Raw genomic sequence first — 26,724 nt, 5'->3', positions numbered from 1 at the left:
GTCAAAACGCACGATCGTGGACCAGCACGCGGATCGTGTGCATGATGATCGTCAGGTCGCGCAGAATTGTCCAGCCATCGAGATATTCGAGGTCGGCCTGAAGACGGTTGGCGAGGTCTGTTTCAGTGTCGGTAGCACCACGCAGCCCGCGCACTTGGGCAAGTCCGGTAAGCCCTGGCATGAGCGAATGGCGTAGCCAGTACCGATGATCCACTTCCCAGAACAGTTTTTCGCCCGCAAGCGAACCGATTGCGTGAGGGCGGGGGCCTACGACCGACATCTCCCCCCGTAAGACATTGAAAAGTTGTGGTAATTCGTCAATGCTGGTGCGTCGGATGAACCGACCGACACGCGTGATGCGGTCATCGTCCTTGCTGGCCGATTGCGCCCCTGCCGAATCCAGTTTCTCGACACGCATCGAACGGAACTTGAAGATCGGAAAGAAGCGATTGCCCCGTCCGGTGCGCTTCTGGACGAAGAACACGGGGCCTCCATCTTCCAGCACGATCAGCGCGGCCACCAGCAGTAGAAGCGGTGACAGCAGGAGCACGGCAGACCCTGCCAGCGTCAGATCGAGCGCACGCTTGATCGCACGGGAGCGCAAGCCAAGGGGGCCGCTCGCGACGATCAGGGCGCCATAATCGCGCTCGCGCCGTGCGCCCAGGACGCCGAGCGTGCTCACCTCGGCATCGACAATCTCGCCAGAAATGTTCGCGCTCTTGAACACCAATGCCCATGCAACGCGACGGTCTGGCGGACAGCTGACCATGACCCGATCCATGTTCATCATGTAAAGGCCCAGTCTGTCCATCATGTGCGGATCGGACAGGTCAGGAGCCAGGTGATGTTCCCGAGCGTCGATGTGATAGGCGTGCGGTACGCGCAAGGCCTCGCCTCGGTCGTCGATAAGCAGTGTATTGAAGCCTGCCTCACCGCACCGTGCGCGGACCAGGGGGCGAACCAGACTGCGGACCCAGATCAGGATGGCCATGCTCAACAGCAGACCTAGCAGCGACGAAACGCGCGAAAATTGTTCGGTGCTTTTGGTGGCAAAGCCAACGAAAAGGACGATGGCTTCGGCCCCCAGCAGCGACCCAATTGCACGTGTCTTTGCAAATCCGGGCCGGCGCAGCGCGGGAAGCGTGTAGACCTGCAGGCTGAGCGCGATGGTCCAATAGATCGGCAGGATCACCTGGCCATGAAGCGTTGTGGCGTAGTCGAAAAAATCGCCGAGATACAGCCAGCTCGCGACGCAAAAGCCACCGAGCACGGCAGCAGCGTCGAGCAGCAGGAGCACAACATAGATCTGCAGCCGGCGCTTCTCGAGCGGCGGAGCAAGCGGAAGCGTAATACGCTTTATATGTTGCGTACCGGGTGTGTCCCTTGCCTCGATGATATGCGCCATGACCTCAAATCCGCTCACAATTCGAGACACCGTGCTCAGGCCGTTGCAAGAGCTCGAAGCCAACAATTTTGCGACCCTGGGCTTTGCTGCAGCGCGGTATGCATAGCTTTCCCGTCCGCAATAGCAATAGCCAAGCGTGTAATCGGAGGCTGACCCCAGGGCATTCTGACGGAATTTCTGAGCGCTCTGGCTGAGCTCTGGCAGCCGGGCCAGAAGATACGGCGCGATTGGCGAAATTCTTGATGCTGCGGCACAGAATCAGAACTTGCACGTTACCCGCCCATGATACGCACGAACGACGATACGATTGCTGCCGAGAGTGAGCGCAAGTTCCACGAAATGATCCAGCGATCCGATTTTCCCTGCGTAGGGGCGAAGTCCGCCCTTGCACAAGGTTCGCTGTCGATCGTGCAGGCCCGCAACATCCAGTCGGCCTGGAACGACCTGCAAATTCACCGCGACCTCCTGGTCTGGTCAGAGAAGTGGCGGGACGATCCTGAAGGACTGCGTAGTCTGGTCATCATCTTCGAAGGCCCGCTCGATCTCGACGAGGGGCAGTTCGAGGCCGCGATGTGGGAGCGCCTGCAGTCGCTCGCCGACAAGGATCATTGGCTCGGGCAGCGGCTGGACCGAACAGTGAGCGCCGATCCGGATGACCCACATTTCTCATTGAGTTTCGGTGGCGAAGCCTATTTCGCGGTTGGACTCCACCCCAATGCCTCGCGCCCCGCGCGACGCTTTGCCCGGCCCGCTATCGTGTTCAATCTGCATTCCCAGTTCGAACGACTGCGCGAGGAAGGCCGTTTCGAACGGATGCGCGAGCGAATTATGGCGCGCGACATCGAACTGGCGGGCACGCCCAACCCGATGTTGGCCGATCATGGAACCGGTAGCTCGGCCCGCCAATACAGTGGTCGCGCGGTAGGCCCGGAATGGTCCTGCCCGTTCCGCGATCCGCGCGCGTGACGGACAGCGTTCGCATTGCGCCGCGTTCGGGCATAGCCTTCGAATTGCCAAAGGGAGCTGCGCTGACAGTCATCGATCCGGAAGGATCGCAGGTAGCCGACTTGCTCGCTTACTCTCTGGCTGACGTGCGCGAGGTGATCTCGAATGGACGGACGTTCGACTATGAGGAGACGCTTTATCTGACGGCTGGCAATCGGCTGTGGTCAAATCGGTCCAATCCGATGCTGACGATCATCGAGGACAGCGTCGGGCGGCATGACTTCCTGCTGACCCCGTGCAGCACGGCGACTTTCGTGCACTTCTATCCCGACAAGCCCGTGCATCGCGGCTGCTTCGGCAACCTTGCCGAAGCCTTGCGCCCATGGGGCGTGACCGAGGATGACATCCCGACGGCGTTCAATGTTTTCATGAACGTCCCGGTCGATGGCACGAACGGGCGCATCGAGGTGCTGCCGCCGGTGAGCAAGCCGGGTGATCATATTACGCTCAGGGCCGAAATGGACTGCGTGATCGGGCTGACGGCATGCTCGGCCTATGCATCCAACGGCGGCAGCTTCAAGCCGATAGAGTTTCAGATAGGTTGATCGCCGCGCCGGCTCTGCGGCTTTCGGCCGGATCGGCCGACTCCCGCTGGGCGCGAAGGCGCGTGATCCTGACGTATCTTTGGCGCCACGGCCGCTTGCCCGATCTGATCGACGCGCCCCGCTTCACCGAGCTGGTCCAGCGCCGCAAACTGTACGACCGGGATACTCGCCATACGGCACTGATGGACAAGCTTGCCGCCAAGCGGGCCGTTGCCGCAAAGCTAGGTCCGGGGTGGGTCACCCCGACGATCTGGCAGGGCTTTGTCCTGCCCGAGCATCCGATCAGTCCTTTGCCGATCATCGTAAAGGCGCGTCATGGTTGCAACCAGTATGCGGTGTTGCGGCATGAGCCATCGCCCCGCCAATGGTCCGCGCTGCAAAGCAGTGCATCGCGATGGATGGCACTGCCTTATGGCAAATGGCTCGACGAATGGGCCTATGAAGGCGTACCGCGTGGTCTGCTGGCCGAACCTCTGCTCGGCGCCGGACCTGGCCTGCCGGTCGATTACAAGATCTACGTTTTCGGCGGGCATGCGACCCACGTTCAGGTCCATCTTGATCGTGGCAAGAATCACCACTGGGTACTGCATGATCGCGCGTTCCGGCCACTGGTGACGCACGGCCAGCGATGTTCCGAACCGCGCTCACTCGGCGCGATGCTCGAGGCGGCAGAAGCGCTGGGTGCAGGCCATGAATTTATCAGGATCGATTTCTACGAAGTGGACGGTGCCCCCCGCTTTGGCGAATTCTGCCTTTATCCTGGCTCCGGGCTTGATCCCTTCGCCGCCGATTGGATCGACTTCGAACTCGGAAAGCTGTGGCACGGCGCCCGCGCGCCTGTCCGACCGTCGCGCCTGGAGCGGCTCGTTCAGCCGGCCTAACGCGCTTTCCAGCATGTGGGTGTTGATCTTCGGGTCACCGCGCTCTCCGAAGCTCTTTGCCATGGGCAAGGGGCCTGCTAGCGCCGAGTTTTCGGCAAGGTACAGAGGAAGATAGGATGAGACTCGCCACGCTGTGTGACGGTACGAGGGACGGACGGCTGATCGTGGTATCGCCCGACGGCGCTGCTTATGCGCCCGCGCCTGTGGCAACGTTGCAGGATGCGCTGGAGGACTGGGCTGCATGTTCCGCCCAACTCGAAACAGTCGGCGAATTTCCTGAGCCGCTCGATCCGGTTCAGCTCGCAGCGCCCCTGCCACGCGCATGGCAGTGGCTCGACGGGTCGGCATTCCAGAGCCATGGCGACCTGATGGACGCGGTGCTCGGCATCACCAAGATCCAGACGCACCTCCCGCTGATGTATCAGGGTGCCTCGGACAAGTTCTACGGCCCGTATGACGACGTGCCATTCGGCGACGAAGCGCTCGGCATCGATTTCGAGGGTGAATTCGGGGTGATCGTCGATGCCGTTCCGATGGGTACGAGCGCCGCCGACGCGATGGCTTACATCCGCTTGATCGTGCAGATCAACGACTGGTCGCTGCGCACGCTGGCAGGCCCCGAAATGAAGACCGGGTTCGGCTGGGTACAAGCCAAGCCCCACTGCGCGATGGCGCCGTTCGCGGTCACGCCCGACGAGCTCGGCGACCAGTGGCGCGACGGACGCGTCTGCTTGGATCTCAACGTCGACTGGAACGGCAAGCGGTTCGGCGCGGCGAACGGTGGCGCGATGGGGTTCGGTTTCCATGAACTTGTTGCCCATGCGGCGCGGACGCGCGATCTGGTGGCGGGGACCGTGATCGGATCGGGCACCGTGTCGAACGCGAATTTCCGTGAAATAGGGTCGTCGTGCATTGCCGAGCGACGCGGGATCGAAGTGCTCGACCAGGGCGAGCCGAAGACCGCGTTCATGACATTTGGTGAGACCGTGCGGATGGAGGCTGTCGACGCCGCCGGTCGTGCGCCGTTCGGCGCTCTTGAACAGCGGGTGGTAAGTGTCCGATCATCGTTATGACTAACGGTGGACAATTTCGCTGACCTGGGCGAAAAGGGCGTAGTTCCATACTGTTCGGGCAGAGTTCAAATGACCGGGATCGATCGCCGACTTTTCATGGCTGGTGCTGGCGGCACGCTCTTTACTGCGGCGGCGGCCAAGGCTGCGGGTTCGGTGACACTGCCCTTCGGTAACGGGACCAGGCCGCTGGTGCGAATGCCGCAGAAGCGCCCGATGATCCTGCTGACCACGCGGCCGCCGCAGCTGGAGACTCCGTTTTCGGTGTTCAACGAGGGCCTGATTACGCCGAACGATGCCTTCTTCGTGCGTTACCACTTGTCCGGCCTGCCGTCGGAAATCGATCCGGCAACGTACACGCTGAAACTCGGCGGGCATGTAAACGCGCCGCTGTCCTTGTCGCTCGCCAGCCTGAAGCGCGACTTTCCAGTGACCGAGATTGTCGCCGTCAACCAGTGCTCGGGCAACAGCCGTGGGTTCGTCAATCCGCGCGTCGGGGGCGGTCAGATGGGCAACGGTGCGATGGGCAATGCGCGCTGGCGCGGCGTCGCGCTCAAGCATCTGCTTGCCAAGGCGGGCGTGCGTGAGGGGGCGCGGCAGGTCACGTTTAACGGGCTCGACAATCCACCGATCGACGGCATCCCCGATTTCGTCAAAGCGCTCGATATCGATCATGCGCTGGATGGCGAAGTCATGGTCGCCTTTGCGATGAATGGCGCGGACCTGCCGTTCCTCAATGGCTATCCCCTGCGTCTGATCGTTCCGGGGCACTACGGGACCTATTGGGTCAAGCACCTCGACGAGATCAATGTCGTAGATGCGGCTTTCGACGGGTACTGGATGAAGACCGCTTATCGCGTTCCGGACAACGCCTGTCTTTGTGTCGAGCCGGGGACCAAGCCCGACAAGACCAAGCCGATCGGGCGCTTCAATGTGCGCTCGTTCGTGACGAGCCATGCGGACGGCGCAAAGCTTGCGGCAGGACGCGCCACCGAACTGCGTGGCATTGCGTTTTCAGGGGGTGACCCAGTGGCCAAGGTTCTTGTTTCAACCGCTGACGGTCGCAACTGGCGCGAGGCGAAGCTCGGCGGGGCGCTAGGGCGTTATGCGTTCAATGAATGGCGCACGTCTATCGAACTGCCCGCGGGGCGCCATGCGATCAAGGTTCGGGCACAGACCGCAGGCGGGGAGATGCAGCCGCTAACCGCGTCGTGGCAACCGGCCGGCTATATGCGCAATGTGGTCGAGACCATTCAGGTGGAGGCAGTATGATGAAGCCGGTTCGCGAGATTCCCGCAAGTTTGTGCGTGATTGCGGCTCTGGCAGTGCTCGCCACTTCGTCCGCCGCCGTTTCGTCCACTCGCTCCAAGGCAGAGAAAAATGGTACCCCGGTTGCTTTCGTGATGCCGGACGAGGCCACACCCGCAGAACTGGGCGACGCCGGTGCGGAGATCGTCGTGGCAAACTGCGCGACGTGTCATTCGCTCGAATACATCACGACTCAGCCACGCGGCATGGGGCCAAAATTCTGGCAGGATTCGGTGGCCAAGATGGTCAAGGTCTATAGTGCGCCGATCGAGCCAGTCGATGCGGATGCGATTGCCGCGACGCTCGCCAAGCGGTTCGGCTAACCGATCAGCATCACCGCTGCGAAAGAGGCGGCCAGGCTGACCAGCGTAGCGATAATCACGGGGATGGCGGGCTTCATCCCGGTTTCCATCAGCAGGTCGAGACGACTGCGCATGGCGGTGGCGATTACCGCGACGAGCAGTAGACCCTTGGATACGCTGAGCGCAAAATCGCGCGAAGGGGCGGGGATGGAGACCATCGAGTTGAACAGGACCATGGCGAAGAACGCCACGATGAACCACGGCAGCGCCAGCCGCTTCCACGCCGGGTCGCTCGCCGACTTATCCGCACTACCGATCAGCAACCCGGTAATGATCACCACGGGCGCGAGCAGCGCGACGCGCGACAGTTTGACGATGGCGGCGTAGCTGCCGGCCGCCTCCGAAAATGCATAGCCGCCGCCGATGGCCTGCGCGACATCGTGTATCGACGCGCCAATCAGGAAGCCTGCCTGACGGTCGGACAGATGCAGATACTCGGCCAGCATCGGGTAGAGCGACATCGCCAGGGCGCTGGCGAGCGACACGACCACCAGGGTAATGGCGAACTGGGCTTGGCTTAGACGCTGGCGACCGATGATGCTGTACAGCGCCATCGCCGCGCTCGCGCCGCAGATCGCGGTCGCGCCGCCCGCCAGAATGCCGGTGTATAGCGACTGGCCGACGAGCCTTGCGCCGACGATCCCGGCGAGGAAAGTTACCGTCATGATCGCGATTAGCGCGGCGAATGGCTCGGGGCCGAGCGAGCCGATCTGCCCGAAGGTGACCTGCAGCCCTAGCAGCACGATGCCGAAACGAAGGCAGGTGCGCGAGGCGAAATCCAGCCCAAGATGGCTCCGCGGATCCTTGGCGACGAAGCTGAGCGAAAGACCGATCAGCAAGCCGAGCAGGATGATCGGAAAATGATAGTGTTCCGACAGCCACGCCGCCGCCGCCGCCGCAATGGCGCAGATGGCCAATCCGTGAAATACCGTGTCGCGCGGTTCCGCAGGCGATGGCGCGTGTTCGGCCAGATGAATTTCACCGAACAGGTCGGCGCCGGCGGGTAACGAGTCCCAGTCGATTTCCTTGCCCGCCATGCAGCTTCTCCCAAAGAGCGGTACTCTGTATGTCTCACGGTGTCATATAACGCTTCCCTTACGCGCGAGAGCGGCTATCGTGCAAGCGGGAAGCACCGTAAAACGGTCGAAAGAGCGGGAGAGATTGCATGGCGCAAGGCCACGGGCAGGGTATGGCAAAAGGAGCGGCAATTGCGCTGGTGGCGCTGCTGTTCCTCGGCAATGCGTTGAACTACGTCGACCGGCAGGTGCTCGCGCTGCTCAAGCCTACGCTCGAAGCTGAATTTGGCTGGTCGGACGCGGATTATGCGCACCTCGGCTCCTCATTCCAGATCGCGGCGGCGGGCACGCTCCTGTTCGTCGGCTGGTTCGTCGACCGGCTGGGCGTACGCATTGCCTATGCCATTGCGGTGACGGTTTGGAGCGCGGCGGGCATGGCACATGCGCTGGCGCAAACGGTGCAGCAGTTCGTTGCGGCGCGGATCGTGCTGGCGGCGGGTGAATCCGTCAGTACGCCAGCGGGGTTGAAGGCCGCCGCGATGTATCTGCCGGTGAAGGAACGCAATTTCGCCATCGGGCTGATCAACACCGCGCCCAACATCGGCGCGATCATGACGCCATTGCTGATCCCGCCGTTTGCTTTGGCGTTCGGCTGGCAGGCGGCGTTCTGGGTGACCGGGGGGCTTGGGTTTCTGTGGCTTGCCGGATGGTGGTTCGGCACGCGCAATCTCAAGCCGCTCGGCGATATGCCCGAACGCGCGCGGGTGCCGTGGGGCATCCTGCTGTCCGACCGCAAGACCTGGACCGTCATCGGCGCGAAGTTCTGCATCGATGCGGTGTGGTGGTTCGTGCTGTTCTGGATGCCCGATTTCTTCAACCGCCAATTCGGCATGTCGCAAGGGTCGCTTGGCTGGCCCATCGCGATCATCTTCACGCTGGCGGCATTGGGCGCGCTGACTTCGGGCGGGCTCTACCCGATCCTGCTGAGCAAGGGCCGCACCGTCAACGCCGCGCGCAAGACCTCGATGCTGTTCTTCGCGCTGGTCGTGCTGGCAATGCCGCTGGCGCTCATGACCGACAATCCGTGGATCTCAGCCGTGCTGATCGGCCTCGGCCTGTTCGCGCATCAGGGCTTTTCGACCAACGTCTTCGGCATGACCGCCGACATCATCCCCGCCACCCGCGTCGCCAGCGTGATCGCGCTGGGCGCGGTCGCGGGTAACCTCTCGGGCACTGCAATCATCGAGTTCGCAGGCTGGTCGCTGACCAACGGGCTGGGCTACGTGCCGCTGTTCGCGATCTGCGGGAGTGCATATCTGGTGGCGCTGGCGTTCATCCAATTGATGCAGCCGAAGCTGGTATTGGCGGTGGTTGAGTGAAAAAGCCCTCTCTCCTTCAGGGGAGAGGGTTGGGAGCGGGGGGCGCGCGCAACAACTCCCCACTCAACTCCGGCTAGCCAGCAAGCTGCCAAGCCTGCGTATCTCTCCCCTGAAGGGGAGAGAGCAAGGACGTGGTCTTGTGTTTCGGGTTGGTGGCTAAAGGTCAGAAAACAGACCGAAAAACTAGATCAAGCCACCCCAATCCTATTCCAGCCACCCAAACCCCGCTCATCCTGAGCCTGTCGAAGGACGCGCGCCGCAGCAGGTCCAGGCGCCTCCAACATTCCGGCCGCGACTCAATAAGATGCGGCGAGAACAGCCACGACCCGGCTCAACCTTCAGTGCGGCATCCTTCGAAAGGCTAAGGATGAGCGGGGCTGGGGTCTCGAAATTTACAGTCTGCTTACAGCGCGCCGATATCTAATTTTCGACAGCGTGAAATGGGAGGGATGCGGACGCGAAGTTAGCTTAGCTCGACGCTTAGTGGCGGACCATTCGTCAGCACGTGTAATGAAAAATCCATTGTTGAAATCACGAAGTGCCGCCAAGGGCGGTCGATACCTCCATTGCGTGCCGTTACACGCGCAACCCATGACGAATGCATGACTTCTTGTAGCGGGTATCGCCACTTGTCATCTTCGCCAATCACCTGTGGGAGCGGCAATCCACTAGCCATCCAAGGGTCGGAAAACTCTTCGTAGGCTTTGAAAGCTTCAACATAGTCAAACTCTATCGAAAGACGACGTGCCTCGCCCGTAGATGCATAACGGGCCAGCACGTTCAACTTGCAGTCTTCGAACCTGCAATCAAAGTCGCGTAATGGAGCTTCAGGCAACCCAATGATCGGCACCCATCGTTCGTAACGCTCAAGGTCGCTTTCCATGCATTGAAGATTGCACCAATGAGCCAATGCCCGCAATGGCGTCGTATCCGGAAAGACTGCTTTCAGGCAGATTCCCCGATACCAGCCGTTCCCCACACCCACACAAAAAAGAGGCCCCGGACCAACGCCCGGAGCCTCTTTCCTGCGACCCTTGAGGGAAGGGGATTACTGCAGTTTTGCCCGCAGGCTCACGCCGACATAGCGATCGGCGTCGCGAGGGATCTGGAGGCGCTGTCCGGCGCTGACGTTGAGCAGGGCGTAGGACTGATCAGTGATGTTCCGCACGTGGAACGTCAGGCGATACATGTCTTCCGCGTCCGAGAACCCGACGCTCGCGTTCCAGATGCCATAGGCATCGATCGGCCCGCTCTCGCCCAAGTCGGAGAACTGCTTGCCGACGTGGCGGAAGTCGGTGTCGAGGTAGGCCTTGAACCCGCCGAGATCGGCTTCGTAGCTGCCGCCCAGCGTCCAGGTGAACTTCGGCGCGAGCGGGAGGCGCGTGCCGTTGCGGGCGTCGGGTGCGTTTGTCGAGGGGTTCGGGTTGAACTTCAGCACCTTGGCATCGGCATAGGCACCGCTCGCGCGCAGTGTCAGGCCGTCGACCGGGACTGCCAGCAGGTCGAGTTCGAAGCCCTTGCTGCGAACCGATCCGGCGTTCGTGAGGTTCGAAACGGTCGCGCCGTTGAGCAAAACGAAATTGTTCGCCTGGAAGCCGTTATAGGTGACGGTGAAGGCTGCGGCGTTGAACTGCACACGGTTGTCGAGGAACTGCGACTTGAGTCCGATTTCGTATGCGTTCGAGGTTTCCTCGTCGATCGGCACGGCGTTGGTCGGCGCGGTGTGGTTGAAGAACACGTTGAACGCCGGGCCCTTGTAGCCACGGGTGTAGCTGCCATAGAGCATGACGTCGTCGCTTGGCGTGATCTGCAGTACGGCGCGGCCCGAAAGGTTGCCGTTGTTGCTCGATCCGGCCGAAGTGTTGGTGCCGTTGCCGCCCGATGCCAGCGTACCGCCAGCCGGGTTGCCGTTGGTGCCGGGGCCAGTCGCGGGAAGGCCGGTCGTGGCATTCACGGCCGGTGCGCGGGTGTGGGTGAAGTTCAGCTTGTCCCAGGTGTAGCGCAGGCCCCCGGTCAATGAGATCATGTCGCTGAAGCGATAAGTCGCTTGGCCGAATACCGCGTAATTGCGCGATTCCACATCGCTGAACGAAGTGGCGGTCGGGAACAGCGTGTTGACGGTGTCCGAAAGGTTGCACGGGCGTGCGCCCGATGCCGCAACCGGAAGCGTCGAACTGGCGCAGGTCACGTTGCGGCGGTTAAAGTCCTGCTGGTTGTTCGATCCCCAGGCAAACGCGCCGACCTGATAGAAGAACGGCTGCGTCTGGTCCGACGCAAGCCGCACTTCGAGGCTGAGCTGCTGCGTGCGCACTTGGCCGGTATCGTGCAGTTCACCGGTGCCGACGATCGCGCGGGGCAGGAAGTCGCCGTCGCGCGCTTCGTCGTTCTTCCAGTTGCGATAGCCCGCGATCACGCTCAGCGTGTGGCTCTCGAACACGTCGAAATCACCCGAAGCGGTCAGGCTCCACTGGCGGTCGCGGGTCCGGGTGACGAGGTTGTTGTTGATGTAACGCTGGTCGAGGCCCTGTGCCACGCCGCCGGGCAGGCCGAGTTCGGCATCGAGCACGGCGCCACGGCTGACCGTGGTGACATCGGCGCAGCAATCGTCGTTCGCCTTGAAGTAGTCGGCGATCAGGCGCAGCTTCGATCCACCGTTATCATAATCCAGGATGCCACGAACGCCGTAGTGTTCGTAGCCGTTGACCTTCTCGTTCGTACCGCCGAAAACATTGGTGATGTTGCCATCATAGCTGCCGTAGAAGCCGGTGACGCGGGCCGACAGTCCTTCCGCCAACGGGCCGGAAACGGCGGCGCGCAGGCGGTATTCCTCGCCTTCGTAGTATTCGGCGCGAGCTTCGGCCTGCAGCGTGTCCGTGCCGCCCTTCGAGACGATGTTGACCAGGCCTGCCGAGGCATTCTTGCCGAACAGTGTGCCCTGCGGACCGCGCAGTACTTCGAGGCGCGATGCGTCCACGAGGTCGATGAACGCCTGGCCCGAACGGCTCAGGACGACGCCGTCGACTACGGTCGAAACGCTGGGTTCTGCTGCCACCGAGAACGTGATTGTGCCCACGCCGCGCATGACGATCGCGCTGTTGGCGCTGGTCGTGCCTTTGCGGAAGGTGACCGAGGGGACCAGTTGGGTCAGGCCCTCAAGGCTGGTCACGCCACTCGATTCGAGGCGGTCGGCCGTGATCGCGGTGATTGCGATTGGCACGTCCTGAACGTTTTCGGCAACCTTCTGTGCGGTGACGACGATCTCGTCGATGCCTCCGGTTTCCGCGACGGCTTCCTGCGCCGATGCGGTGCCTGCGAATGCCAGTGCGGCAACGCTGGCGGTCATCGCCAAGGCGCGCGCGGTTGCGTTATTCCTGAAGCTCATGAAATCTCTCCCTGCGAAAAGCGGTCTTCCAAGGGTAGCGATGCTCCCTCGTCGATCGGCCGCTATTGGAGCTTGATCTGCTATGGTCGAGTGGATATGTCAAGCGGTGTCAGAAAAACGGACGGCGCCTGCGGCCAATCCGCAACACCAGCGCTGCCGGGATGAGGAAATGACCATTGCAACTGCGGATTGAGGCGGGAAACGACGGGTTCGATCTCCTTTTTGGGGACCGCGTGATTCTGCGTCACACCGATTCCTGTCCTGCGCTGGTCATTGCTCAAGGCGATGCTGACGTTTTGATGTATCGCGGAAACTTCCGCATTACCGACACGCCAACGGGCGAAGTTGCACCGTCATCCTGGCGCGAGTGCGATGGTGGTGTCGAACTGCTGGCAGACGGGGCGACGGTTGCTTCACTCACCGTTGCCGGAAACGCGATCCAAGTCCGCGCGCTGCAACCGCTACACGACCGCATGCGCCTTCGCTTTTACGCTGAACCGGATGAAGCCGTATGGGGCGGCGGCGAACAGATGAGCTACCTGGCGCTCAAAGGTCGTAGTTTCCCGATCTGGACGAGCGAGCCCGGCGTCGGTCGCGACAAGTCGACTGAACTTACCCGCCGCATGGATGCAGAAGCCATGGCGGGCGGCGATTACTGGAACACCAACTACCCGCAGCCAACCTTCCTGACCTCGCGTTGGCTGGCCGTGCATCTCGATGCAAGTTGCTACAGCGTGCTCGACTTCACCGACCCGGCGTTTCACGCGGTTGACGTGTGGAGCGCAACGGCGCGCTTCGAAGTGTTTGCCGACGACGGGCCGCAGGGCCTCGTCTCGCAGCTTTCAACGCGGTTCGGTCGCCAGCCCGAGCTGCCCGACTGGGCTATCGGTGGAGCAATCGTCGGGCTTAAATCGGGTGCATCCAGCTTCGAACGGCTCGAACGCTTTATCGAAGCCGGTGCCTCCGTCTCTGGACTGTGGTGCGAGGATTGGGCAGGCGTTCGCGAAACCAGCTTCGGCCGGCGCCTGTTCTGGGACTGGCACAGCGGCGCCCGCAGCGCGGAACGATACCCCGATCTGAAAGCCAGCATCGCAAGCTTGAATGAACGCGGCATCCGCTTCCTCGCCTACGCCAATCCCTACATTGCGGTGGATGGCGACCTCTTCGGAGAAGCCCGCGAGGGCGGCCACTTCTGCCTGCGCCAGGCCAGCGACGAGGTTTATCTCGTCGATTTCGGCGAGTTCGACTGCGGCGTGGTCGATTTCACCCGTGAGGACACCCGAATCTGGTTTGCCGAGCGCATCCTCGGTCGTGAGATGCTGGACATCGGGATCTCGGGCTGGATGGCCGACTTCGGCGAATACTTGCCGGTCGATCTGCGGCTCGCCGACGGGTCCGACCCGATGGAGGCGCACAACCGCTGGCCCGTGCTTTGGGCAGACGTCAACGCGCGTGCGCTCGCAAGCCGGGGTAAGACCGGGGACGCGGTGTTTTTCATGCGAGCAGGCTTTTCGGGCGTGCAGGCGCATTGCCCGTTGCTCTGGGCAGGTGACCAATGCGTCGATTTCACGCGGCATGATGGGATCGGCACGGTCATCACCGCGGCGCTGTCGGCAGGTCTGGTTGGCAATGCCTACAGCCATTCGGACTGCGGCGGCTACACCTCGCTCCACGGCAACGTGCGTACCACCGAACTGATGCAGCGCTGGTGCGAACTGGCAGCGTTCGCGCCGGTCATGCGCAGCCATGAGGGCAACCGGCCGGACGACAATCTGCAATACGACAGCAACGCCGACCTGCTCGCCTGCTTTGCACGCTGGAGCCGCGTCCACGCGCATCTCGCGCCATATGTCCGCCAGCTTTGCCACGAGGCATGCGAAACCGGCCTTCCGGCGCAACGTCCGCTTTTCCTGCATTACCCCGATGAGCCTGCGCTCTTTACGGTTCAGGATCAGTACCTCTACGGTGCGGACTTGCTGGTGGCGCCAGTGATCGAGGAGGGGGCTCTTCAGCGCCGCGTGATCCTTCCGGGTGAAGGCGTCTGGCGACACTGCTGGACGGGGGAGGATTTCGCTCCCGGTGCGCACTCTATCCCCGCCCCGATCAGTCAGCCGCCGGTGTTTTACCGCCCCGACAGCGCCTTTGCCGCGCTGTTCGCCGGGCTGAAGGGGGTGCTTGAGCAATGAGCGAACGGGCCAATATCAAGGACGTGGCGGCCAAGGCTGGCGTCGCAGTCAAGACAGTCAGCCGGGTGCTGAACGGTCACCCTTACGTCAAGGCCGAGACGCGTGTCCGGGTTGAGGAAGCAATGCGCGCGCTCGACTTCAGGCCGAGCATTGCGGCGCGTATCCTGTCGGGCGGCAAATCCAACCAGATCGCGCTGATCTACGATAATCACAGCCCATACTACATGTTCCAGATCCAGACCGGCTGCTGGGACCTATGCCGCGCCAATCGCATCCGCCTGCTCGCCCAGCCGGTGGACGTGGCGGACCCGGACGTTGGTGAACAGGTGCGGGGTCTGGTGACCGAAACCCATGTCGATGGAATCATTCTGTCGTCGCCCGTCACGGACTGCGACCCGGTGCTGCGCGCGCTGGAATCGATGGACATTCCATTCGTGCGGATCTCGCCCGGGACCAACCACGCGCTGACAAGTTCGGTATTCATGGACGATGCCCAGGCGGCCGACGACATGACTACTCACCTGATCAACGCCGGACATCGCCGTATCGGCTTCATCAAGGGTCATGAAAACCACATGGCATCGGACGATCGCCTGTTCGGCTACCGTCGCGCGCTGGACCGGGCAGGGATCTCGTACGACCCGGTGCTGGTCTGCGATGGCGAATTCGATTTCGAATCCGGCACGCGCGGAGGCCGGATATTGCTCGACCTGAGCAATCGCCCCACCGCGATCTTCGCTTCGAACGACGATATGGCCGCAGGCGTGCTCGCAGTGGCGCACGATCGGGGTATCAACGTTCCGGTCGAGCTGTCGGTGGCGGGGTTCGACGACACCACGCTCGCGCGCACCGTCTGGCCGCCCCTGACCACGATCCACCAGCCGATGGCCGAACTGGCCCGAACGGCCACCGAAATCCTCATTGCCGGCGGTGACATCACGCACCGTCGCTTGCCCCACACCCTAGTCGAACGCGCGTCCGTCGCGCCTCCTTTCAGGACTATTCCATGAGCGAACTGCCATTGCCGCCTGCCTTCCGCCCGCTGGGCAAGACCGACATCGCCGTGTCGCCCATCGCCTGGGGCATGTGGCGCCTTGCCGAGGGTGGCCGCAGTGCTGCTGAAGCAGCCAAGCTGGTCCACGCCGCGCTCGATGCCGGGATCAATTTCCTCGATACAGCAGATATCTATGGCTTCGACGGCACGGGGGGCTTCGGCGATGCCGAGGCGCTGCTGGGCGAAGTGCTGGCAGCAGAACCTGCCTTGCGCGACCGGATGGTGCTGGCGACCAAAGGCGGGATCTTGCCGCCGCTGCCCTATGACCAGAGCGCGGACTACCTGCGTGCCGCGATCGACGCTTCACTGACCCGGCTCAAGGTCGACAGCGTGGACCTGTGGCAGATTCACCGGCCCGACATTCTTGCTCATCCGCTCGAAGTCGCGCGCGTGCTCGATGACGCGGTGGCTTCGGGCAAGATCCGCACGATCGGCGTCTCCAACTTCACCCAACAGCAGATCGCGGCTCTCAGCCACTTCCTCGGCGAAAAGCTGGTCACCACTCAGCCGGAAATCAGCCCGCTGCGCATCGACTGCTTCGAGAACGGCGAGCTCGATCAGGCGATGATGCTGGGGCTGACCCCCATGGCATGGTCGCCGCTTGGCGGTGGTCGCTTGGCCGCACCCGAAACCGCGCGCGAAAATGCCGTGGCTGCGACGCTTGATGCAGTCGCTCAAGCGCAGGGCGTTTCGCGCACGGTCGCGGCCTATTCGTGGCTGATGGCGCATCCGGCGGGGATCATCCCGATTATCGGATCGCAGCAGGCATCGCGCATCGCCGAAGGAGCGCAGGCCGCTACCGTCCGCTGGACCCGCACCGACTGGTATGCCGTGCTCGTCGCGGCGCGTGGCGAAGCGCTGCCCTGAGTTCGATCGCATCCACCCATTTCGAAGGAGAGGTCAAGATGGCCGAACAGAATTGCGAAATCAGCTGGTTCTCCGCGCTGTGCGACGATGACTACGAATTTCTCGGGGTTCCCGACCCCTATCTGAAATCGAGCTGGGAGCACTGCCGCAACATCGTCACGCGCGCCGAAGAGGGCGGGTTTGACAACATCCTGCTGCCCTCGGGCTACAGCCTCGGCCTGGATACCACGGCCTTTGCCGCCGCCGTGTCCACGCAGGTGCGCCGGATCAAGCTGCTGTGGGCAACGCGCATGGGCGAGGACTGGCCGCCTCAACTGGCGCGCCGCATCGCCACGCTCGACCGCATCCTCGGCCCAAATGCTGCGGGCACGGGCGGGCGGCTCAACGTCAATATCATTTCGTCCGACATGCCGGGTGAGACGATCGCCTCGGCCGCCCGCTATGCCCGCGCGACCGAGATCATGACCATCGTGCGCACACTGCTGAACGGCGAACATCTCGATTTTCAGGGCGAGTTCTACAAGCTCAAGCTCGATCCGCCGCGTATCGGCACGATCTCGGGCAAGTGCCCTGCGTTCTACTTCGGCGGCCTCAGCCCCGACGCGCGCGAGTGCGCGGCGAAGGATTGCGACGTTTACCTGATGTGGCCCGACACGATGGTCAACGTCCGCGAAATCATCGCCGACATGAAGGCGCGTGCGGCCAACCATGGGCGGACATTGAAGTTCGGCTACCGCGTCCATGTGATCGTGCGCGAGACAGAGGACGAGGCGCGGGCCTATGCCGATCGGCTGCTGTCCAAGCTGGACGACGACGCAGGCCGCGCGATCCGCGAACAGTCGCTCGATGCCAAGAACTTCGGGGTACAGCGCCAGCAGGAACTGCGCGGCGCAGCCGATGGCGACGGCTTTGTCGAAGAGAACCTGTGGACCGGCATCGGCCGTGCCCGCTCGGGCTGTGGCGCGGCCATCGTCGGCACGCCCGATCAGGTCCTGGCCAAGCTGCGCGCCTACCAGGCCGAAGGTATCGAGGCGTTCATTCTCTCGGGCTATCCCCATGCGCAGGAGGCTGATCTGTTCGCGCGCCATGTGCTGCCGCACATCCAGCACGGCCCGCTGGCCATCTGATGCCCGCTAGCCAGATCTTCGACGTCGCGGTCATCGGCGGCGGCGTGAACGGTTGCGGCATCGCGCGCGATGCGGCAGGCCGTGGCGCGAAGGTGCTGCTGCTCGAGGCGGAGGATCTGGCCAGCGGCACATCGTCCAATTCGAGCAAGCTGATCCATGGGGGCTTGCGCTATCTCGAGCACTACGAGTTCGGGCTAGTGCGCGAGGCATTGGGTGAGCGCGAGATCCTGTGGGCGATCGCCCCGCACATCATTTGGCCGATGCGCTTCGTGCTGCCGTGGGTTCACGGCCTGCGTCCGCGTTGGCTGCTCCGGCTCGGCCTGTTCATCTACGACCACCTCGGCAAGCGCAAACGGCTGCCCGCGACCGAGACGATCCAGCTGGATCGCCATCCGGCGGGCGCGGTGCTCAAGCCCGAATTCCGCACTGCGTTCGTCTATTCGGACTGCTGGGTGGATGACGCCCGGCTGGTGGTGCTGAACGCGCGCGATGCAGCCGATCGTGGGGCCACGGTGCTCAATCGCTGTCCGGTGCACAAGCTGGAACGCGCCGATGGACTGTGGCGGATCGAAACCGCGAAAGGCAGCTTCCACGCACGGTCGATCATCAACGCCGGCGGTCCTAGCGTCTTGCGTGTACTGGATCGCAGCGGGGCTGCAGCCAAGCAGTCGATCCGGCTGGTGCGCGGGTCGCACATCGTCGTGCGCAAGCTGTTCGACCATCCACATCCCTATTTCCTGCAACTGCCCGATGGCCGCATCTTCTTTGCGATACCCTACGAGCGGGATTTCACGCTGATCGGCACCACCGACCGCGATCATCAGGACGGCGACAAGATCGCCGCCAGTGACGAGGAAATCGCTTACCTGTGCGACGGCGCCAGCCGCTTCTTCCGCCACCCGGTGACGCCCGCCGATGTCGTGTGGTCCTATTCGGGCGTGCGTCCGCTGGTGGACGATGGCTCGGGCAAACCGGAAGCGGCGACGCGCGGCTATCGCTTCGATCTCGGCTCGCCCCACGATGGCGCGCCGATCCTGTCGGTGTTCGGCGGCAAGATCACCACCTACCGCGTGCTGGCACAGGAGGCGGTCGATCTGATGGCCGAGCGTATCCCGATTCTGGCAGATGCCCACTGGACCGGCGGCGAGCCGCTGCCGGGAGGCAATTTCGGGGTGGACGATGCGGCCGTTTGCATTGCGAACCTGCGTGCGCGCTATCCATTTCTGGAACCAAGGTGGGCTGAGCGGCTCGTGCGTGCCTACGGTACACTGGCAAGCATGGTTCTGGGCGATGCCGTGCAGCTTGACGATTGCGGCAAGCATTTCGGCGAGGGCCTTACGGCGCGGGAAGTGCGCTATCTGCGCGAGCGCGAATGGGCCAACGATGCAGACGACGTGCTATGGCGGCGCAGCAAGCTCGGCTTGCATCTGAGCGCAGCGCAGCAGGAAGACTTGCGCCGCTTTTTTGATGAGGATGGGCTGAGATGAGCGACGCACGGTTCCTGCTGGTCCTCGACGAGGGGACGACCTCGACGCGCGCGATCCTCTACACGCCAACCGGCGAAGTGATCGCAACCGCGCAGGAGGACATTACCCAGCATTATCCTGCGCCGGGGCTGGTCGAACATAATGCTACGGAAATTTGGGACCGCACCCTGCGCTGTGCCCGCGCGATGGTCGAGCGGGCCGGGGGAGCGGACCGGATCGAAGCGATCGGCGTGACCAACCAGCGCGAAACTGTGGTGGCATGGGACCGGGCGACGGGCAAGCCGCTGTGCAGGGCGATCGTGTGGCAGGACCGACGGACCGAAGAGCACTGCGGCCGTCTGCGCTCCGCTGGCCATGAGGCCGTGATTCAAGCGCAGACCGGGCTTCTGCTCGACCCCTATTTCTCTGCAACCAAGATGGCGTGGATACTCGCCAATATCGAAGGCGCAGCCGCGCTGGGCGAACGCCTGGCATTCGGCACCGTGGAAAGCTGGCTGGTGTGGAACCTGACCGGTGGCCTCCACATCTCCGACGTGTCCAATGCCAGCCGCACGTCACTGTTCCCGTTGACAGCGACGACGTGGGATGACGGCTTGTGCGGTCTGTTTGGCGTGCCGCGCAGTGCGTTGCCGGAAATCGTGCCGAGCACCGGCGCTTTCGGGACGACGAAGCGCGACCTGTTCGGCGCGGAGATCGCGATCACTGGCCTTGCCGGAGACCAGCAGGCAGCGACCATTGGGCAGGGCTGCTTTGCGCATGGTCAAACCAAGGCGACTCTGGGCACGGGTGCGTTCATTCTTGCCAACATGGGCGATCAGCCGCCGAAGTCGGACCATCGTCTGCTCGGTACGGTGCTGTGCGAAGTGGGCGGGACACGGTCCTTCGCGCTCGAAGGGTCGGTGTTTGTCGCCGGGAGCCTGGTCAAATGGCTGCGCGACAGCATCGGCCTGCTTGGCGACGCCGCCGAGAGCGAGGCGCTGGCGCGCTCGGTTCCCGACAGCGGCGGCGTGGTCGTGGTTCCGGCGCTATCGGGCCTTGGCGCGCCCTATTGGCTGCCCGATGCGCGGGGAAGCATCAGCGGGCTGTCGTTCGCGACGACGCGCGCACACATCGTGCGGGCCTCGCTGGAATCCGTCGCCAACGTGTTTCACGACCTGGGCCGTGCGTTTGCTGCCGATGGCGCGGGTTGGTCGGTGCTGCGGCTGGACGGCGGGATGAGCGCGAACGACTGGATTGCGCAGGATATTGCCGATGTTCTGGCAATTCCGTGCGAGCGCCCGGTAGACGTCGAGACCACCGCGCGGGGCGCTGCGATTCTGGCCGCCATCGGCGCGGGGCTCTACGGATCGTTGGAAGATGCGCGACCGATGCTCGCGCGAAGCGACGTGTTCATGCCGGCAATGGCGGTTGATGAGAGGACGCGCCGCCTTGCCGACTGGCGTTTGGCCATGAATATCTGACCGCCAAAGCCCCAGATCGTGCGGCCTTGACCGGCTCTAGGCCGTCAGGCGGTAGCCGAAGCCGCGCACGTTCTCGATCACCGGGGGGCCGAGCGCGTGGAGCTTGCGACGCAGGCGGCTCAGGTAGACTTCGACGATATTGGTCAGCGGGTCGTCCTCGATCGCCCAAACGGCGCGCAGGATCTCGGTCCGAGAAATCACCTTGCCCGGCGATTCCATCAGCAGGCGGAGCACGCCCATCTCCTTCACCGTCAACTGGACCGGCGTACCGTTGCGGGTGAGCGTCATCGTGCGCGGATCGAAATGCAGATCGCCAACGCTAAGCGTGCCGTTGCCCTGAACAGCGGCACCGGCGGGGCGCTCGATGCGCCGCTTGACCGCGTCCATCCGCGCCAGCAGTTCCTCGAACGCGAAAGGCTTGGGCAGATAGTCGTCCGCACCGCCTTTGAGACCGCGAATGCGGTCGGCCACTTCGTCGCGCGCGGTGACCATGATGATCGGCGTGCTCTGGCCCGCTTCGCGCAGGCGTGCGCAGACTTCGAAGCCGCTCATGTCCGGCAGGTTCACATCGAGCAGAATAAATGCGAACCGCACTGAGCCTGCCAGTTCCAGGCCCATTGCACCGTCGGTTGCGAGAGTGACCTTGTAGCCTTCCTGTGTCAGGCCGCGATGCAGTGTGCCTGCCAGTTCGACTTCGTCTTCGATGATGAGAATTTTCATGACGTTGTCCCGTCGGTGGTATCTGGCAAGTTCGGCTTGAGCGGTGCGTCGGGCGGTCCGAGCAAGGGGAGACGGATCGATACGGTCGTACCCTCATGCAATTTGCTTTGGAGACTGATGGTCCCGCCAAGTGTCTCAGTTATCGAGCGCGCTATCGACAGGCCAAGGCCCTGACCGCTTCCGATACGCCGACCGCCTCTCCGAAATCTTTGAAAAAGCAACGGTATTTCTTCGGCAGGGATGCCATAGCCCTTGTCTTCGATCGTGATCAGGGCAGATCCCTGTTCCTCGCAAATCGCGACGTCGACCAGCGGCGCATGCGCCGAATAACAGACCGCATTGTCGACAATGATGCGGATCACCTGCTTGAGCCGTGTCTCGTCGCTCTCGATCATCAACTTTGCGGGTGCCTGGACAAGGCTGATGCGCCCCCCGTCAGATTCGATCACGCGGTGAAAATCGTCGATACAACTGCGGACCGCCTCGACCACGTCGATCGGCGCAATCGTCGAGTGCAGCATCGGCTCCTCGGCGCGCGCGACCTGGAGCATGTCATCGATCATTTCTGCCATCAGCGCGGTCAGGCGAACCACGCGATCCAATCCCATCCGCAAATCCTCAGGCGTGGCATCGGCCTGACGCAGCGTAATTTCCGCCTCGCTGCGCATGATCGAGAGCGGCGTGCGCAGTTCATGACTGGCATCGGCAAGGAACTGGCGGCGCAGCAGGTTTGCACGCTCAAGCGAGCGGTTGGTAGCTGCCAGTTCGGCTGTGCGCCGGGCAACCGCGCGCTCCAGACTGGCGTTGGTCTGCTGCAATGAGCGGGATGCGTCGTCGACTCGGCTCACCATCGCGTTGAAACTGCTGGCAATGGTGCGGAATTCAGTGGTGCCGACGATGGGCACCCGCTCTTCGTAGTCGCCCTGCGATATCGCCCGTGTGCCGCGCTGCAGGTTGCCCAGCGGCCGAATGATCTGTTGCTGGGTCCAGATCACGGCCAGGACGCCGCAGATACTGACGATCGCCAGCGTCCATTTGAAGGTTTCAGTGACCGCCTCGAACGTTTCGATCGATCCGCGCTGGTAGTCGCGCGTCTCAACTTCCTCGTCCTTGATGATCTTGAATAGCGTGGTTTCCCAGTCGGCATTCCTGTCGCCGCGCATGGCACGTTCCAGGTTTGCACCCACACTGCGCAGCTGTTCGCGTTGCTGAAATTCTTGGGCAATCTTGGCGGCACGCTTGGGTCTTTGCAGCGAAACTTCGCTGATCAGCCTGATTTCCGCGTCTATATAGCGATTGGCGTTGGCGACGTGCGAGCGGACGCCGTCGATATAGACCGAGCGATTTTCCTTGAAGGACTGCGGATCGACGTATTGGTCCTGGAGCAGCGTATAGCCCAGAAGCGCAAGGCGCTGATAAGCACTGAGCGTTTGTGCAGAAGCCTCGGCGCGGGCAGTCTGCGCATGAACCACCTGCAGCGCGTGATTGGCGATGAAGGCCGGAACCGCCACCAAAAACAACACGAAAACAATCGTTAGCCACAGCTTCAGCCGGAGCGCACTCACAGCGCGAACACCGTTCGCACAGCGCAGAAGGCGCCGGCGCCGTCCCTGCCTCGCTTGCTCGATTGCATTATCGCAATGTTCCCCGACCTGACCATTCCGTTTATACCCCATGCGGGCTGGGCAGGCACTGTCCTCTATTCACCTTGTCGCGGCAAAGCTTGGCAATCAACGAGTTGTGGAATTAAAATTCGATGAATGCACTGTTTAGGACAGCGAGTGTCGCCTTGCCTGCCTGACGGCGTTCGATGGTGACAACGCTTCATGCTGCTGCCAGACAACGGCAATGCGAACCACTCAGCAAGATGCAAACGTGCGGCTCTATCACCTCGGTGATGCAGCTGAAGGCGGATCGGCCGAAACACTGTGCTATGGTCCGCTGTCGCAGGCACTGGCGCTGGCAGCGGCGCAATCTGCGGAGATTCAGGAAGGTTTGTTCATCGCCACCGACAATGATGTCGTGGCCTATCTGGATCTGCTTTAGATCGTCTCGCCAGCAGCGCGTCCGCTGGCCCAGGCCCACTGGAAATTGTAGCCGCCGAGCCAGCCGGTTACATCGACCGCTTCGCCGATGGCGTAAAGGCCGGGGACGTTCGTTGCCTCCATCGTCTTTTGCGAAAGTGCGCGGGTGGATATGCCGCCTGCCATGACTTCGGCTTTTGCATAGCCTTCGGTTCCGTTCGGCGAAAACGCCCAGCGGGCGAGCCGGGCCTCCGCTTCGCGCAAGGTTGCATCCTTGCAATTGCTCAGTTCGGCGTCGATTCCCAGACGGTCGTTCAGCGCTTCGGCGAGGCGTTCGGACAGTCTCCGCGCCAGCGCAGAGCGGAGGGTAGCCTTGGGCCGCGCCTGCTTTTCGGCGATCAGCCAGCCGTTTTCGGCATTGGGCAGGAAATCGACATGGATCTCGGTGCGGTGCTCCCAGTAGGACGACACCTGCAGCATCGCCGGACCGGATAGTCCGCGATGGGTGAACAGCGCCGCCTCGCGGAACGCCGCCTTGCCCGCCTTGGCAACGACCTCGGCAGAGACACCCGACAGCGAGCGGAACAGCGCCTCGTCCTCGCCCAGCGTGAATGGGACGAGGGCAGGGCGGGTCTGCACCACGGGCAGACCAAAGCGCCGCGCCGTATCCATTGCGAAACCTGTCGCGCCCATCTTGGGGATCGAGAGGCCTCCCGTGGCGAGCACGAGCGCAGGTGCGCTGTGCTCGATGCCATCGAGCGTGATGCGGTAGATCCCGTCGGCATGGTCGAGCGCTGAAACAGGCTGGCCAAAGGCGAAGGCGACATTGCCGACCCGGCATTCGCCCATCAGCATTTCGACGATCGCGCGGGCCGAACCGTCACAGAACAACTGGCCCAGCGTCTTTTCGTGGTGCGCGATGCCGTGGCGGTTGACCAGCGCAATGAAGTCCGCAGGCGTGTACCGCGCGAGAGCGGACCGCGCGAAGTGCTTGTTTTCCGAGATGTAGCGGTCGGCGCTCGTGTGGATGTTGGTAAAGTTGCAGCGCCCGCCGCCCGAGATCAGGATCTTCTTGCCCGGCTCGTCCGCATGATCGACCAGCAGCACGCGCCGCCCGCGCTGGCCTGCGGTCAGGGCGGCCATCAGGCCCGCCGCACCGGCACCGAGCACGATCGCGTCGAAGTCGCTCACTTGAGGAGCTGCGCGGCAAGCGCCTCGGCGACCTTGATGCCGTCGACCGCTGCCGAAAGGATGCCGCCTGCATAGCCCGCGCCTTCGCCCGCCGGGTACAGCCCTTGCGTGTTGAGGCTCTGGCAATCGGCCCCGCGCGCGATCTTGACCGGCGAGGACGTGCGCGTCTCGACCCCGGTCATCACCACGTCGGGATGATCGTAGCCCGGCACCATGCGCCCGAACACCGGCAACGCCTCGCGGATCGCATCGGTCACATAGTCGGGCAGGCACTTGTTGAGTTCGGTCAGGTGCACGCCGGGTTGGTAGCTTGGCATTACGCTGCCGAATTCGGTGGACGGCCGGTCGGCGAGGAAATCGCCGAGCTTCTGCCCCGGAGCTTTGTAATCGCGCCCGCCCGCTTCGAACGCGAGGCTTTCCCAGTGCCGCTGGAACGCCATTCCCGCCATCGGCCCGCCGGGGTAGTCGCGCGAGGGATCGATATCGACAACGAGGCCGGAGTTTGCATTGAATTCGGCGCGCGAATACTGGCTCATGCCATTGGTCACGACGCGGCCTTCCTCGCTCGTCGCCGCGACCACGCGCCCGCCCGGGCACATGCAGAACGAATAGACCGTGCGCCCATTGCTCGCCTTGTGCGAGATCGAATAGGCGGCGGGACCGAGGATCTTGTTGCCTGCGTTCGACCCGTAACGCGCGGTGTCGATCCAGCCCTGCGGATGCTCGATGCGCACGCCGATCGCGAAGGGCTTGGCCTCGATATGCACGCCGCGATCATGGAGGACCTGGAACGTGTCGCGCGCCGAATGGCCGACCGCCATGATCACGTGGTGTGCTGGCAGGAAAGTGCCGTTCGACAGGTGCAGACCTGCCATCTTGCGCGAACCATCCGCCGCCGTCTCGATCTCGAAATCCTCGACCCGCGTGCCGAAGCGGTATTCGCCGCCCAGTTTCTCAATCGTCTCGCGCATCGAGATCACCATCGTGACCAGCCGGAACGTGCCGATATGCGGATGTGCCTCGGTCAGGATATCGTCGGGCGCGCCTGCCTTGACGAATTCGACGAGCACCTTGCGGCCAAGGTGGCGCGGGTCCTTGATCCGGCTGTAAAGCTTGCCGTCAGAGAACGTGCCCGCGCCGCCTTCGCCGAACTGGACATTCGATTCCGGGTGGAGCACCGACTTGCGCCACAGGCCCCAGGTGTCCTTGGTCCGCTCGCGCACCGCCTTGCCGCGTTCGATGATGATCGGTTTGAGGCCCATCTGCGCCAGGATCAGCGCGGCAAGCAGTCCGCAGGGACCTGCGCCGATCACCACGGGGCGTTCGCCGCTCCAGTTGGCAGGGGCCATGACGGGAAATTTGTATGACGTGTCGGGCGTAGCGCGGATGTTGTGGTCGTCGGCAAAGCTCGCCAGAACGGAAGCCTCATCGACCACCACGCAATCGACGACGTACGTCAGCAGGATCGCGTGTTTCTTGCGCGCATCGTTGCCGCGCCGGAAGATCTGGTAGCGCTCGAGTTCATCGCGTTCGATGCCCAGCCGCGCGCAGATGGCTACGGGCAGGTCCTCGGCCGCATGGTCGAGCGGCAGTTTCAGTTCATTAATGCGAAGCATGGCGCCGCCCTTAGCGAAATCCGCCGGACGGCGCCACACGTGCTTACTGCTTGAACGGCCCCGCAAACGCGATCTCGCTGACAGGCTTGCGATCGCTGATTACCTCGCGTTCCTGAAGCATTTCGGGCAGTTGCGAGACATCGCCCTGTTTGCCGATCACGAACGCCATTTCCACTCGGAAACCTTCGGGCACACCGACCACCTCGGCGGCCTTTTCAAAGTCGACACCACTCATCCCGTGGGTGTGGTAGCCCAGCTCCAAGGCCTGCAACGCCGCATGTGCCCAGGCGGCGCCGGTATCGAAGCTGTGCGAATGGTTGGGATTGTCACCCTTCTCGGACCGCATGAACTCGTCAGAAACCGCGTAGACCAGCACGCCTGCATCTTTGGCCCACGTCTGATTGAAAGGTACGAGCGCCGACAGGAAGGCGTCGTAATTGGCGTCACCCTTGTGCGCGTAGGCAAAGCGCCAAGGTTGGTAGTTGTAGGCGCTGGCGGCAAGGCCTGCCGCCTCGAAGATCACGTCAAGATCCTCCTGGGGCACGGCCGAGCCGTCGAAAGCACGTGGACTCCAGCGATCGACGATCATCGGCAGGACGCGGGGCGAGGCAGTACGGGTCATGGTGTTCTCCTTGCAAC

The 26,724-nt window shown here is 62.9% G+C and carries 23 protein-coding genes; 14 read left to right on the top strand and 9 right to left on the bottom strand.

Annotation, left to right across the window (positions count from 1 at the left end; genetic code table 11):
* Position 1 precedes the first annotated feature (1 nt).
* A complete protein-coding gene (locus GGQ88_RS21250) occupies positions 2-1,423 on the bottom strand; it encodes a sugar transferase (RefSeq protein ID WP_343057131.1) in 1,422 nt (473 codons plus the stop codon).
* A 264-nt stretch (positions 1,424-1,687) separates the two neighbouring features.
* Here GGQ88_RS21250 and gntA point away from each other — a divergent pair, with 264 nt between their 5' ends.
* The 6 genes from gntA to sorB all read left to right on the top strand — a co-directional run bounded on the left by gntA (position 1,688) and on the right by sorB (position 6,537).
* Positions 1,688-2,371, top strand: coding sequence for a guanitoxin biosynthesis heme-dependent pre-guanitoxin N-hydroxylase GntA (gntA, locus tag GGQ88_RS08235; protein ID WP_183612675.1), 684 nt, complete (start codon positions 1,688-1,690; stop codon positions 2,369-2,371).
* Complete coding sequence (locus GGQ88_RS08230; RefSeq protein ID WP_343057130.1) at positions 2,368-2,955, top strand: DUF1989 domain-containing protein; 588 nt, start codon at positions 2,368-2,370, stop codon at positions 2,953-2,955. Before gntA ends, GGQ88_RS08230 begins: the two co-directional genes overlap by 4 nt.
* A gap of 62 nt (positions 2,956-3,017) precedes the next feature.
* Positions 3,018-3,836 carry an ATP-grasp fold amidoligase family protein gene (locus tag GGQ88_RS08225; protein ID WP_343057129.1) on the top strand — a complete coding sequence of 273 codons (819 nt, stop codon included), beginning with the start codon at positions 3,018-3,020 and terminating at the stop codon, positions 3,834-3,836.
* A 116-nt stretch (positions 3,837-3,952) separates the two neighbouring features.
* Positions 3,953-4,909, top strand: a complete 957-nt coding sequence (locus GGQ88_RS08220) for a fumarylacetoacetate hydrolase family protein (protein ID WP_183612672.1) — start codon at positions 3,953-3,955, stop codon at positions 4,907-4,909.
* 69 nt (positions 4,910-4,978) lie between these two features.
* Positions 4,979-6,178, top strand: a complete 1,200-nt coding sequence (gene sorA / locus GGQ88_RS08215; RefSeq protein WP_183612671.1) for a SorA family sulfite dehydrogenase catalytic subunit — start codon at positions 4,979-4,981, stop codon at positions 6,176-6,178.
* Positions 6,175-6,537, top strand: coding sequence for a SorB family sulfite dehydrogenase c-type cytochrome subunit (sorB, locus tag GGQ88_RS08210; protein WP_183612670.1), 363 nt, complete (start codon positions 6,175-6,177; stop codon positions 6,535-6,537). The genes sorA and sorB overlap by 4 nt, the downstream gene beginning before the upstream one ends.
* On the opposite strand, the gene GGQ88_RS08205 is transcribed toward sorB, so the two are convergent.
* The gene (locus GGQ88_RS08205; RefSeq protein ID WP_183612669.1) at positions 6,534-7,613 is read right to left on the bottom strand and encodes a YeiH family protein; all 1,080 of its coding nucleotides are present in this window, start codon (positions 7,611-7,613) and stop codon (positions 6,534-6,536) included. The two genes, sorB and GGQ88_RS08205, sit on opposite strands and share 4 nt — an antisense overlap.
* Before the next feature lie 128 nt (positions 7,614-7,741).
* Between GGQ88_RS08205 and GGQ88_RS08200 the strand changes: the two genes are divergently transcribed.
* Positions 7,742-8,971, top strand: coding sequence for an MFS transporter (locus GGQ88_RS08200; protein WP_183612668.1), 1,230 nt, complete (start codon positions 7,742-7,744; stop codon positions 8,969-8,971).
* 463 nt (positions 8,972-9,434) lie between these two features.
* On the opposite strand, the gene GGQ88_RS08195 is transcribed toward GGQ88_RS08200, so the two are convergent.
* Positions 9,435-9,854 (bottom strand): hypothetical protein, encoded by a 420-nt coding sequence (locus tag GGQ88_RS08195; RefSeq protein ID WP_183612667.1) that lies wholly within the window; start codon positions 9,852-9,854, stop codon positions 9,435-9,437.
* A gap of 165 nt (positions 9,855-10,019) precedes the next feature.
* Positions 10,020-12,353 carry a TonB-dependent receptor gene (locus GGQ88_RS08190; RefSeq protein ID WP_183612666.1) on the bottom strand — a complete coding sequence of 778 codons (2,334 nt, stop codon included), beginning with the start codon at positions 12,351-12,353 and terminating at the stop codon, positions 10,020-10,022.
* A 176-nt stretch (positions 12,354-12,529) separates the two neighbouring features.
* Here GGQ88_RS08190 and GGQ88_RS08185 point away from each other — a divergent pair, with 176 nt between their 5' ends.
* The 6 genes from GGQ88_RS08185 to GGQ88_RS08160 are packed head-to-tail and all read left to right on the top strand — an operon-like array spanning position 12,530 to position 20,534.
* On the top strand, positions 12,530-14,539 hold the full coding sequence (locus GGQ88_RS08185; protein ID WP_183612665.1) for an alpha-glucosidase: 2,010 nt from the start codon (positions 12,530-12,532) through the stop codon (positions 14,537-14,539).
* Complete coding sequence (locus tag GGQ88_RS08180; RefSeq protein ID WP_183612664.1) at positions 14,536-15,549, top strand: LacI family DNA-binding transcriptional regulator; 1,014 nt, start codon at positions 14,536-14,538, stop codon at positions 15,547-15,549. Before GGQ88_RS08185 ends, GGQ88_RS08180 begins: the two co-directional genes overlap by 4 nt.
* Complete coding sequence (locus GGQ88_RS08175) at positions 15,546-16,460, top strand: aldo/keto reductase (RefSeq protein ID WP_183612663.1); 915 nt, start codon at positions 15,546-15,548, stop codon at positions 16,458-16,460. Before GGQ88_RS08180 ends, GGQ88_RS08175 begins: the two co-directional genes overlap by 4 nt.
* A 38-nt stretch (positions 16,461-16,498) precedes the next feature.
* A complete protein-coding gene (locus tag GGQ88_RS08170; protein WP_183612662.1) occupies positions 16,499-17,587 on the top strand; it encodes an LLM class flavin-dependent oxidoreductase in 1,089 nt (362 codons plus the stop codon).
* Positions 17,587-19,074, top strand: a complete 1,488-nt coding sequence (locus tag GGQ88_RS08165) for a glycerol-3-phosphate dehydrogenase (RefSeq protein WP_183612661.1) — start codon at positions 17,587-17,589, stop codon at positions 19,072-19,074. Before GGQ88_RS08170 ends, GGQ88_RS08165 begins: the two co-directional genes overlap by 1 nt.
* Positions 19,071-20,534: a glycerol kinase gene (locus GGQ88_RS08160; RefSeq protein ID WP_183612660.1), complete on the top strand. Its 1,464-nt coding sequence runs from the start codon at positions 19,071-19,073 to the stop codon at positions 20,532-20,534. Before GGQ88_RS08165 ends, GGQ88_RS08160 begins: the two co-directional genes overlap by 4 nt.
* Before the next feature lie 36 nt (positions 20,535-20,570).
* On the opposite strand, the gene GGQ88_RS08155 is transcribed toward GGQ88_RS08160, so the two are convergent.
* Together GGQ88_RS08155 and GGQ88_RS08150 are read right to left on the bottom strand one after the other, a co-directional pair.
* A complete protein-coding gene (locus GGQ88_RS08155) occupies positions 20,571-21,254 on the bottom strand; it encodes a response regulator transcription factor (protein ID WP_183612659.1) in 684 nt (227 codons plus the stop codon).
* Positions 21,251-22,777: an ATP-binding protein gene (locus GGQ88_RS08150; protein WP_183612658.1), complete on the bottom strand. Its 1,527-nt coding sequence runs from the start codon at positions 22,775-22,777 to the stop codon at positions 21,251-21,253. The genes GGQ88_RS08155 and GGQ88_RS08150 overlap by 4 nt, the downstream gene beginning before the upstream one ends.
* 325 nt (positions 22,778-23,102) lie before the next feature.
* Here GGQ88_RS08150 and GGQ88_RS08145 point away from each other — a divergent pair, with 325 nt between their 5' ends.
* Positions 23,103-23,300, top strand: coding sequence for a hypothetical protein (locus GGQ88_RS08145; protein WP_183612657.1), 198 nt, complete (start codon positions 23,103-23,105; stop codon positions 23,298-23,300).
* Here GGQ88_RS08145 and GGQ88_RS08140 read toward each other — a convergent pair.
* The 3 genes from GGQ88_RS08140 to GGQ88_RS08130 are packed head-to-tail and all read right to left on the bottom strand — an operon-like array spanning position 23,297 to position 26,707.
* Positions 23,297-24,469, bottom strand: a complete 1,173-nt coding sequence (locus GGQ88_RS08140; protein ID WP_183612656.1) for an aminoacetone oxidase family FAD-binding enzyme — start codon at positions 24,467-24,469, stop codon at positions 23,297-23,299. The two genes, GGQ88_RS08145 and GGQ88_RS08140, sit on opposite strands and share 4 nt — an antisense overlap.
* Positions 24,466-26,085: an NAD(P)/FAD-dependent oxidoreductase gene (locus GGQ88_RS08135; RefSeq protein WP_183612655.1), complete on the bottom strand. Its 1,620-nt coding sequence runs from the start codon at positions 26,083-26,085 to the stop codon at positions 24,466-24,468. Before GGQ88_RS08135 ends, GGQ88_RS08140 begins: the two co-directional genes overlap by 4 nt.
* A 43-nt stretch (positions 26,086-26,128) precedes the next feature.
* A complete protein-coding gene (locus GGQ88_RS08130; protein ID WP_183612654.1) occupies positions 26,129-26,707 on the bottom strand; it encodes a nitroreductase family protein in 579 nt (192 codons plus the stop codon).
* Positions 26,708-26,724 lie beyond the last annotated feature (17 nt).

Origin of the sequence: Novosphingobium hassiacum (assembly GCF_014196055.1) — a bacterium.
GTDB classification, from domain to species: Bacteria; Pseudomonadota; Alphaproteobacteria; order Sphingomonadales; family Sphingomonadaceae; genus Novosphingobium; species Novosphingobium hassiacum.
This window is presented reverse-complemented; position numbering and strand designations above follow the sequence as displayed.